Consider the following 10373-nt stretch of genomic DNA (forward strand, 5'->3'; position numbering starts at 1 on the left):
CTGACTTCCGCAAAAATTTCCTAAATACTTAATTTATGGAACCGCCAAGACGCCAAGAACGCCAAGAATTCGTAGAGTCTGCGTCAGTCCTATTAAGATGACTCAATTATCTAATTTCAAGATTATAGGGAGTTAGTTATGCGATTAGCACCACTGTATCAGCAAGACAGAGAACTCGCTAAACAAGAAGGACAAGTTGAGGGAATTAAACAAGGAGAACAACGGCTAATTTTACGTCAAATCAATCGCCGCTTTGGTGAAATTGAGGCATCATTGGTTGCCAGAATTGGCGCATTATCTATTGAGCAATTAGAAATATTAGGAGAAGCATTTTTAGATTTCTCATCAGTTGCCGATTTAGAAGCTTGGTTAATTCAACAAGCCTCTTAGGGACTTCCAGAAAATAAAATATTCCATCGTGTGAAGGCAGGGGGCAGGGGGAGAAAAAGTCCTTTTCATTCCCGAAACTGCATAATTTATTTCTTGGAGTTCCCTTAAATTACGATTTATTTTTCTGTTGCAATAATATGTAAATCTATATTTTGTTTTCTAATTAACTCCATCAATCGCTGAGTAAAAGAACCTTTTAACCATCTTTTCCAACGCGGTTGTTGAGTTTCGCCAATGACAATTTGGGTAATGTGATACTTGGCTGCGACTTGGGCAATTTCTGGAGCTACATTGTAACTTTTAACATGTAAAAATTCGCCGCCAAATTCTTTACATAACTTTTCACAAGTATCAATATGTAAACTTTCTTTTTTGCTGAGGAAGCGCTCAGGATTAGCGATGAAAATCGCATAAAGTCGCCCATTCATATAATTAGCAATCCGCGCACCTCGCCGCAACAATTGCACGGAATTAGGATAGGTAGAGACACATACTAAAACTCGTTCGCGAATATTACAAGTTTGTCCTTGCAAAGGAGAAGTATTGGCGTCTTCTTCAACTGTATCTGCAACTTCTCTTAAGGCGAGTTCGCGCAAAGCTATTAAGTTACGACGCTGAAAGAAGTTTTCTAGGGATTGCTGAATTTTTTCGGAGCCATAAATTTTCCCTTCACGCAAACGTTCTTCTAAGGTTTCGGGGGTAACATCAATGACGACAACGGCGTCAGCTTCATCTAATATTCTGTCGGGAATCCGTTCGCGCACGACAACGCCTGTAATTCTCGCGACTAAATCATTTAAACTTTCTAAATGCTGAATGTTGACGGTGGAGTAAACATCAATACCAGCATTTAAAATTTCTTCTACATCTTGGTAGCGTTTTTCTCTGAGAGAACCGGGTACATTTGTGTGTGCAAGTTCATCGACTAACACAAGTTGAGGCGATCGCTTTACAATGGCATCTGTATCCATTTCCTGTAAAGTCACCTTTTCGCGGATAGTGACTGTTTTGGGAATTATCTCTAACCCTAGCGCTTTCTCTGCGGTTTCTTTGCGTCCATGAGTTTCCAAAACACCGATGACAACATCAATCCCATCTTGCTTAAGCTGATGGGCTTCTTCTAACATTTTGTAGGTTTTACCGACGCCAGGAGCCATCCCAATGAAAATTTTATGTTTCCCGCGTCGGTGAGGACGAATGTAAGTGCTATCAGGCGAGATTGTCGAGTTATGAAACATTCATCGTTAACAATTCAAAATTCAAAATTCAAAATTCAAAATTCAAAATTCAAAAAAAAATTCATCTTCTCTAGTCCCTAGCCCCTATATCCTAGCCCCTAGTTTAATGCATCTAAAGCGAGATTTAATTGCAAGACATTCACCCCAGGTTCGCCAAATATACCCAAAAATCGACTGTCAGTGTGTTGCTGAATCAAAGTTTCTAACTGTTGGGGTGAAATTCCTCGCGCTTTGGCGATGCGGGAAATTTGCGCTTTGGCGGCTGTTGGGGTAATGTGGGGGTCAAGGCTAGAACCAGAGGTGTAAACTAAATCTGCGGTGGGTTGTATCCCTGCGGTTTTGAGTCGGGTGAAATCGCCATTTTTACCTTGGATGCGTTCTAGTAAGGCTGAATTGCTGGGAGCGAGATTACTAGCGCCAGAAACCCCAGTTTGCAGAATTTTCGCTTCATCTTGCTTAGGATTGGCGGTACTGTAGCTGGTGGTGCTGGGACGAGAGTTAAAATAGCGATCGCTTGTGAAGGGTTGACCTATTAAACTAGAACCGATAACCTGACCTTGGCTATCTGTAATTAAACTACCATTAGCTTGGGATGGAAAGACAATCTGCCCAATTGCGATGGTGAAAAATGGGTAGATAATGGCGCTAATAATCCACAATACAAGGGTGGAACGAATTGCTCTGCTGGCTTCTGTTGCTAAACTCATTAGAATTTCTCCGGTACAAACATAACAAAAAATAAATAGATGGAAAGGCTTAATGTAACTAGTCCTAATAATCCTAAAGCCCAGGCTTGTGTGCGAGAAAATTGTTCGCCTGTGGCTGCATATACGACAGGCGCAATTATTAGGTTAAAGCACATTCCTAAGAATAGGGATAAAGGCAGTTTTTGGTTGCGACAATTTGAGAATATTGCAGCGAAATCTTCGATTATTTGGGTATAAGAGGTTTGAGTTTTCATAAATCAATAAAAAGAACGTCATCGTAGGGGCGGGGTCTCCCCGCCCTGTGCGACAATTGATATGTCACATTGATTAAATTGCACCGCATTGGTATTTTTAAGAAATGAACCGCAGAGACACAGAGAACACAGAGAAAAGATTTTCCTTTATACCTTTGCGCCTTTGCGCCTTTGCGTGAGATTCTTTTTTTAAATGAACCGCCAAGACGCCAAGAACGCCAAGAAGAATTTAAGAGAGTGGTAAAATCACATCGATAAATTTGATGGCAATAAAAGGTGCAATAATACCGCCTACACCATAAATAAATATGTTACGTTTCAATAATTGATCCGCCGTTAAAGGACGAAACTTCACCCCTTTAAGTGCGAGAGGAATCAATACAGGAATAATCAAGGCGTTATAAATCAACGCCGAAATAATTGCCGATTGCGCACTTTTCAATCCCATAATATTTAATGCACCAATCCCTGCGGCGGCAAAGATTGTGGGGATAATAGCAAAGTATTTGGCGATATCATTAGCAATAGAAAAGGTGGTTAATGCGCCACGGGTAATCAACAATTGTTTGCCAATGGTGACTAAATCAATTAACTTAGTGGGATCTGAATCTAAGTCCACCATGTTAGCAGCTTCTTTGGCGGCTTGAGTACCGGAGTTCATGGCTACACCGACGTTGGCTTGAGCTAATGCGGGTGCATCATTGGTTCCATCGCCTGTCATGGCGACTAGTTTACCTTGGGATTGTTCAGAGCGAATGACGCTGATTTTATCTTCTGGTGTAGCTTCGGCGATGAAGTCATCAACGCCGGCTTCTTGGGCAATCACGCTTGCGGTGATGCGATTATCGCCTGTTAACATGATGGTACGTACACCCATACGCCGTAGTTGGTCGAATCTTTCCCGTAAACCTGGTTTTACAATATCTTTGAGATAGATAACGCCGAAAATTTGGTCATCTTGACACACGGCTAAGGGTGTACCGCCTAATCGGGAAACTCGCTCATAAGCTGCATCGATATCATCGGGAATTCTACCACCGCGAGAACGGACAAAGCCTTTAATCGCATCCACAGCACCTTTACGCACTTGCTTACCATTGGGTAAATTCGTCCCACTCATGCGGGTTTTGGCGGAAAATTCTACACCTTCGGCTTGTTTGCTATCAAAATCAACAACTATTCCGGCATTTTCGGCTAGTTTGACAATTGATCTGCCTTCTGGTGTTTCATCAAATATACTAGCAGCTAAGGCAACTCTGGCGACATCTGCAACGGTGTAACTATTAACTGGGATAAATTCATCAGCCATGCGGTTTCCCAAGGTGATTGTACCTGTTTTATCTAGCACTAAGGCGTTGATGTCACCGCAAGCTTCTACTGCTCTGCCGGATGTGGCAATGACGTTAAATTGGGCGACTCTATCCATGCCTGCAATGCCAATGGCACTGAGTAAACCACCGATAGTGGTGGGTATTAAAGCTACCAACAGGGAAATTAAGATAGCAACGCTAGCACCTGCACGTAAACTAATGCCGGCTTCCGCGCCAAAGACAATAGTAATAAAGTTGGCGATGTAATTAACAAAGGGTGGCATGGTTGCCACGACAATTAAAAAGACTTGGGTGAGAACGGCTAATAATACGGTGAGGGCGATTTCGTTTGGTGTTTTGGTTCTTTCTGCGCCTTCTACTAAAGAAATCATCCGGTCGATAAAACCTTGACCGGGGTCGGCGGTAATGCGTATTGTTAATTCATCGGAGAGTAAGCGCGTTCCGCCAGTGACAGAACTAGCAATATCTGTACCTGGTTGCTTGAGTACAGGCGCAGATTCTCCCGTAATTGCCGATTCATCTACCGAACCGATACCTTGTATGACTTCGCCATCCGCCGGAATCATATCATTGGCGATGACTTTAACTAAATCGTTGCGGAGTAATTCTGTGGAGTTAACTTGGACGATTGTACCATCGGGGAGAATTTTGTGCGCGATCGCATCGGAACGTGTAGACCTTAAAGAATCTGCTTGAGCTTTTCCTCTACCTTCGGCGACTGCTTCGGCAAAGTTGGCAAAGACAACTGTGAAAAAGAGAATTAAGGTAATTAATCCGTTTAACAACCGTTGCTGGTTGACATCTGCCTGTAATGTACCGAATAAATTAGGGTTGAGAGTAACGAGAAATGTCACAATTGTTCCAACCCAGACGACAAACATTACAGGATTCTTGACAGCAATCCGGGGATGGAGCTTGACAAATGACTCTTTGATTGCTCTTTGATAAAGTCCCCGCATATCTGCTTTCGGCGTGTGTCTGCGGGAGTCGCGTGTTCCCTGGGGAACGCGCGGCGGGCGGGGGGATGAGTGGGTGTTGGGGTTCATAAGGGGGAAAAGGATGCAGGGGGGCAGGGAGCAGGGGGCAGGGGGAATAAAGAAGTTGTGATTGGGGTAAAAGGTGTAGTGAATATAATGTTTGTTGAGCCTTTGAAGGTGACGTTTGAGGCTTTTAGCTTGAACGTTGAGGTTTTGAACACAAACGTTGAGGCTTTGAACATGAACGTTGCAGCTTTGAACATGAACGTTGAGGCTTTGAGGGTGACGGTTGAGGTTTTGAACAAGAACGTTGCAGTTTTGAACAAGAACGTTGAGGTTTTGAACAAGAACGTTGAGGTTTTGAACAAGAACATTGCAGCTTTGATGCCGAAACTTGCAGCTTTGAGCTTGAATGTTGCACCTTCAATGCCCCATGCCCAATGCCCCATGCCCCATGCCCATATAAAATGCTTCACCAATGGGGCCGAATGCTAGAACGGGGAAGAATGTTAGTGCGCCGAGAATTAAAATTACGCCGGCGGTGACGCCTGTAAATAATCCGGTGTCGGTGCGCAATGTACCGACGTTGAAAGGAACTTGTTGTTTACGAGATAAACTATCTGCAAGCAACAGCAAACCGATAACGGGGATGTAGCGCCCAGCAAGTAAACTGAAGCATGTACTGAGGTTCCACCACAAAGCGGTGACGGTGGTTTTTGCACCTGTAGCAATAGCTATGGGTGATGGTTGGGAATCGCCTAAACCTTCCAATCCCGAACCATTATTAGCCGCCGCCGAGGCGTATTCATAAATGACTTGGGCGAAACCGTGAAAGCCAGGGTTACTAATTCCTGTCAGTTGTTCGGGAAAGGCTAAGGTGATACCCGCAGGAATCATAATGGCGATGGGATGAACTAACAAAATCAAAAAACTCGCCAGCACTACCTCGCGCTTTTCGATTTTGCGTCCGAGAAATTCTGGCGTGCGCCCTACCATTAAACCTGTGGCAAATACTGCCAAAATTAAGTAGGCAAATAAGTAAGCTGTTCCCGTACCTTGTCCCCCCCATATAATTTGCAAGAACATATTCGACAGGGTGACAAAACCGCCGTTAGGCATAAAGGAATCATGCATACTATTAACAGCACCAGTCATGGTTCCTGTGGTGGCTGTGGCAAATAATGCCGACTGCGCCCAACCAAATCTAACTTCCTTGCCTTCTAAATTCGGTTGTGTACTGCCTAAAATCCCATTGACTGCGGAATTTCCGTTATATTCCCCAACGGCGTTAACAATCACGAATGTGAGAAAAAGTACGCTTACCATCCCGTAAACTAACCAAGCTTGTTTGCGGTTATTGGCAAACAAACCGTATGTATAAATCAGCGATGTCGGGATAGATAGCATCGCCACAATCTCAATTAAGTTTGTTAATGGGTTGGGATTTTCAAAAGGATGGGCTGAGTTGATAGCGAAAAAGCCGCCGCCGTTTTCTCCTAATTGTTTGATGATTTCAAAATGGGCAACCGGGCCGCGCGCGATCGCCTGATTAATATTAGAATCTTCTAAAGTCGGGAAAACAACAGGCCCCGCTAAAGTTTCCGGTACGCCAGCCGCCATCAAAACAATAGCGCCGACAATACAAATAGGTAATAAAATCCGCGTAATTGCCCGAATTAAATCTACATAAAAATTACCCAAAGGTCTACCAGTCAACCCGCGAATAAAAGCAATCCCCACCGCCAACCCAGTCGCCGCCGAGGTGAACATGTGATAACCAATTCCCCAAATTTGGCTACCATAGCTGAGGTAAGTTTCTCCGGAATAATGTTGCTGGTTGGTATTAGTAATAAAAGATATAGTTGTGTGTAATGCTGTATCCCAAGTTGGCGCACCAATCTTAGTTGGGTTTAGGGGTAGCCATCCTTGATTAATCAGAATGAAAAATATCAGCAACCCCATCACTATATTGCTATACAAAATAGCTCTGGCGTACTGCCAACCTGTCATATTTTCTTTAGTAGGAACGCCAACTAAAGAGTAAAGCAATCCTTCAACTGGATTGAGAATTGGATCAAGCCAAGTTCGCTGTTCTAAGAAAACCCGCGCTATATATCTACCAAAAATAGGAGTTATCGCCGCGACAATGAGTAGCGTTAATCCTATTTGTATCCATCCTTGTAACATGATGAGTTATCTCAATTGGTGATACTAAATTTGTCAACCAATTATTAATTTATTTACATCATCATTTGATTAAGCCATCAAGACAATATGTAGAAGGTATAAAAACAGGCTTATTTTAGATATAGTCAAGCGTTTATTATTTCTATATCTAGCGTTTAGAGCGTTTAGATAATTACCTAAACACCAAGATTAACAATGATTTCCAAATTCTTGAAAATAAACCGCCCTTCGGTTTCAGCAGTCAAAAAACTGATTTAGCGTAGGTTGGGTTGAGGGACGAAACCCAACATTTTCGGCGCTTTGTTGGGTTTCACTTCGTTTAACCCAACCTACATTTATCCTTAACTGAACCGTATTGATTGATATACCGCAAATACTATTTAAATTGGGATGAAAATAAACCGCCAAGGACGCCTTAGACGGGAAGCTAAGAGAAAATATAGCAATCCTAATGATTTGTGAAATATTACAAGCAGGGTTGTTGACTGTGAACGGTTAACAGTCAACAGTCAACAGCCAAAACCGATATTTTTCGCAACTGAAATAGGATTGCTATAGTTAATAATAGTTAAATTGCTGTGGATCGAAATATGATTACACGCCCTAACGCAATTATCATTGCTGCCTCAACTCTTCCACCTTTAGAAAATGGTGATAAACTGACTCGCCCTGAATTTGAGCGTCGTTATCATGCTATGCCTGAAGTGAAAAAAGCGGAACTGATTGAAGGAATTGTATATATGGCATCTCCGGTACGTTTTAGAAGTCATGGTAAACCCCATGCTTATATTATGGGTTGGTTGAGTTTATATGAATCTGCAACGCCTGGGGTAGAGTTAGGCGATAATGCTACTGTGCGCTTAGATGCTGATAACGAACCTCAACCAGATGCATGTTTGCTGATTACTCAGGGGGGACAGGCGCGTATAAGTGATGATGACTATATTGAAGGTGCGCCAGAGTTAGTTGTAGAAGTTGCAGCTAGTAGCGTTTCTCTAGATTTACACGATAAGTTAAAAGTATATCGCCGCAATCAAGTACAAGAATATTTAGTATGGCGAGTTTATGAAGGTGAATTTGATTGGTTTAAGTTACAAGAAGGGGAATATATTCAGCTTACGCCTAATGCTGATGGCGTGATTTGTTCCCAAATTTTTCCGGGTTTGTGGTTAGATAAAGGAGCATTATTAACTGGAAATTTAGCTAGAGTATTAGAAATTTTGCAGCAAGGTTTAGCAAGTACAGAACACCATAATTTTGCAGAAAATCTCAGATTGAAGAATGAATAATAAAATCACTCCTGCTGCCAGGATAGCTGAAAACTCCCCCATGCCCCATGCCCAATGCCCAATGCCCAATGCCCCATGCCCAATAACTATCAAGCTAGTAGGTTTACAGTCATCTTAGGGCTATTCCTGACTGTCATATTGATGGAGTTTTCTACACCAACTGAATATGTATTTGGATATTTATATACAGGCCCGATATTATTAACTAATGCCTGGTACGGCAGGATTGCTACCTTTTACGCCACATTAATTGCAGTCGGCTTCACGATTTTAAATCTTTTCTGGCCAGAAAATGAAACAATAAAAGCATCGACTATTGCTAGTCGCGCGATCGCAGTTTTGGCTTTAATGGTTACAGGTATATTAAGCGATCGCCTGCGTCGTTCCCAAGAAGCGATCGCGATCGCTCGTGCTAAACTAGAATCGCAAGCGGAATTAGTCAAAGTCCGCGAAGATTTTGCTTCCACAATCACCCATGATTTAAAAACCCCATTGCTAGGTGCGATTGAAACCATCAAAGCCTTTCAACAAGAAAAATTTGGTTCTGTATCACCCACCCAGCAACAAGTTTTAGCGACAATGGCGCGTAGCCATCAAACTTCCCTACAACTTTTAGAAACTTTATTAGATATCTATCGCAACGATACAGAAGGTTTAAAACTAAACTTAGCCCCTGTAGATTTAACCAACTTAGCAGAAGATGCCGCTAGCAGTTTAATTGAATTAGCCGCCAATCGTCGCGTTCATTTAGCGGTGAGTTATGGCGATTCCGATTGGCGACGCGCTTTATGGGTTCAAGGTGATGCTTTGCAACTACAGCGAGTATTTAATAATTTATTAGTCAATGCAATTAATCATTCCCGACGCGGGGGAAGAGTGGAAGTAGTGTTAGAACCGCAAACTAATTACCAAGTCGTGAAAATTTTAGATACAGGCGCAGGAATTGAAACAGCAGAGTTACCTCATATCTTTGAAAGATTTTACCAAGGACATAGCGATCGTCAAGCCAAAGGTTCAGGCTTAGGACTTTATTTATCTCGCCAAATTATTACAGCCCACGGCGGTATAATTTGGGCAGAAAACAGACTACCCACTGGTGCGATGTTTGCTTTCAAATTACCCGTTTATCCAATATAGGGGCTAGGGAAGAGGAACAAGGGGGACAAGGGGGACAAGGAAGACAAGGGGGACAAGGAAGACAAGGGAGACAATTGTACAGACGCGATTCATCGCGTCTCTGACAAATGACAAATGACAAATGACAAATGACAAATGATCAAAATTCTCCTGGTTGAAGATGACGAACTTTTTCGCTTAGGTTTGCGGGTGCGATTGCAACAAGAACCTGAGTTAGAGATTGTCGCGGAAGCTGAAGATGGGGAAACAGCTATTGAGTTAGTTAAGCAAACTCTTGTGGATGTGGTGCTGTTAGATGTGGGTTTACCGGGAATTGGCGGAATTGAAGCTTGCAGACAAATTAAACAGCAAAATCCTCTGTTACCGATTTTAGTTCTGACTTCCCATTCCCAAAAACCTTTAATTACACGCCTAATTGAAGCCGGCGCACAAGGCTACTGTCTTAAAGGTATTGCGGCGGAAAAATTAGTTTTAGCACTGCGTTCGGTTGCGGCTGGTGCTTCTTGGTGGGATGCTACTGCAACTCAAGAAATTCGTTCTTCTTTGAGTTCTGAACCATCGGAGATAGAACCACAAACAAAGCCTGTTGTCAATCCCCTAACTGTACGCGAACAAGAAATTCTCACACTGTTAGCCGCAGGTAAAACCAATCAAGAAATAGCCCAAGAATTATATATTGCACCGGGAACAGTGCGGGTACATATTCATGCCATTTTACAGAAATTAGAAGTAAGCGATCGCACTCAAGCTGTAGTTGTTGCCTTCCAAAAACGCTTAATTAAAAATGGTTAGTTGTCATTTGTCATTTGTCATTTGTCATTTGTCCCCCTGCTCCCTGCCCCCTGCCCCCTGCCCCCTGCCCC

Annotated in this window: 9 protein-coding genes and 1 pseudogene; 5 read left to right on the forward strand and 5 right to left on the reverse strand. The window is 42.8% G+C overall.

The features are described 5' to 3' along the window. Positions 1-120: 120 nt before the first annotated feature. A pseudogene (locus tag H6G08_RS32995) lies at positions 121-390 on the forward strand (DUF4351 domain-containing protein); the annotation flags it as partial. 116 nt (positions 391-506) lie between these two features. Here the strand turns inward: H6G08_RS32995 and H6G08_RS33000 are convergent. From H6G08_RS33000 to kdpB, 4 genes are all read right to left on the reverse strand, one after another. Then, on the reverse strand, positions 507-1628 hold the full coding sequence (locus H6G08_RS33000) for a sensor protein KdpD (protein WP_190550924.1): 1122 nt from the start codon (positions 1626-1628) through the stop codon (positions 507-509). A 98-nt stretch (positions 1629-1726) separates the two neighbouring features. Continuing rightward, positions 1727-2335 (reverse strand): K(+)-transporting ATPase subunit C, encoded by a 609-nt coding sequence (gene kdpC / locus H6G08_RS33005; protein WP_190550926.1) that lies wholly within the window; start codon positions 2333-2335, stop codon positions 1727-1729. After that, positions 2335-2589 (reverse strand): potassium-transporting ATPase subunit F, encoded by a 255-nt coding sequence (locus tag H6G08_RS33010; RefSeq protein WP_190550928.1) that lies wholly within the window; start codon positions 2587-2589, stop codon positions 2335-2337. The genes kdpC and H6G08_RS33010 overlap by 1 nt, the downstream gene beginning before the upstream one ends. Positions 2590-2818: 229 nt before the next feature. Next, positions 2819-4966: a potassium-transporting ATPase subunit KdpB gene (kdpB, locus tag H6G08_RS33015; protein ID WP_190550930.1), complete on the reverse strand. Its 2148-nt coding sequence runs from the start codon at positions 4964-4966 to the stop codon at positions 2819-2821. Here kdpB and H6G08_RS33020 point away from each other — a divergent pair. Further along, complete coding sequence (locus H6G08_RS33020) at positions 4949-5392, forward strand: hypothetical protein (RefSeq protein ID WP_190550932.1); 444 nt, start codon at positions 4949-4951, stop codon at positions 5390-5392. The genes kdpB and H6G08_RS33020 overlap by 18 nt on opposite strands. On the opposite strand, the gene kdpA is transcribed toward H6G08_RS33020, so the two are convergent. Next, complete coding sequence (kdpA, locus tag H6G08_RS33025; protein ID WP_190550934.1) at positions 5321-7084, reverse strand: potassium-transporting ATPase subunit KdpA; 1764 nt, start codon at positions 7082-7084, stop codon at positions 5321-5323. The genes H6G08_RS33020 and kdpA overlap by 72 nt on opposite strands. Positions 7085-7674: 590 nt before the next feature. On the opposite strand from kdpA, the gene H6G08_RS33030 reads away from it, so the two are divergent. The 3 genes from H6G08_RS33030 (at position 7675) to H6G08_RS33040 (ending at position 10302) form a co-directional block, all read left to right on the forward strand. Next, positions 7675-8373 carry a Uma2 family endonuclease gene (locus tag H6G08_RS33030; protein ID WP_190550936.1) on the forward strand — a complete coding sequence of 233 codons (699 nt, stop codon included), beginning with the start codon at positions 7675-7677 and terminating at the stop codon, positions 8371-8373. A 54-nt stretch (positions 8374-8427) separates the two neighbouring features. Beyond that, on the forward strand, positions 8428-9510 hold the full coding sequence (locus tag H6G08_RS33035) for a sensor histidine kinase (RefSeq protein ID WP_190550938.1): 1083 nt from the start codon (positions 8428-8430) through the stop codon (positions 9508-9510). A 135-nt stretch (positions 9511-9645) separates the two neighbouring features. Continuing rightward, positions 9646-10302 carry a response regulator transcription factor gene (locus H6G08_RS33040; protein WP_190550940.1) on the forward strand — a complete coding sequence of 219 codons (657 nt, stop codon included), beginning with the start codon at positions 9646-9648 and terminating at the stop codon, positions 10300-10302. Positions 10303-10373: the final 71 nt, after the last annotated feature.

The sequence above is a fragment of the Calothrix anomala FACHB-343 genome (assembly GCF_014696435.1).
GTDB classification, from domain to species: domain Bacteria; phylum Cyanobacteriota; class Cyanobacteriia; order Cyanobacteriales; family Nostocaceae; genus Aulosira; species Aulosira anomala_A.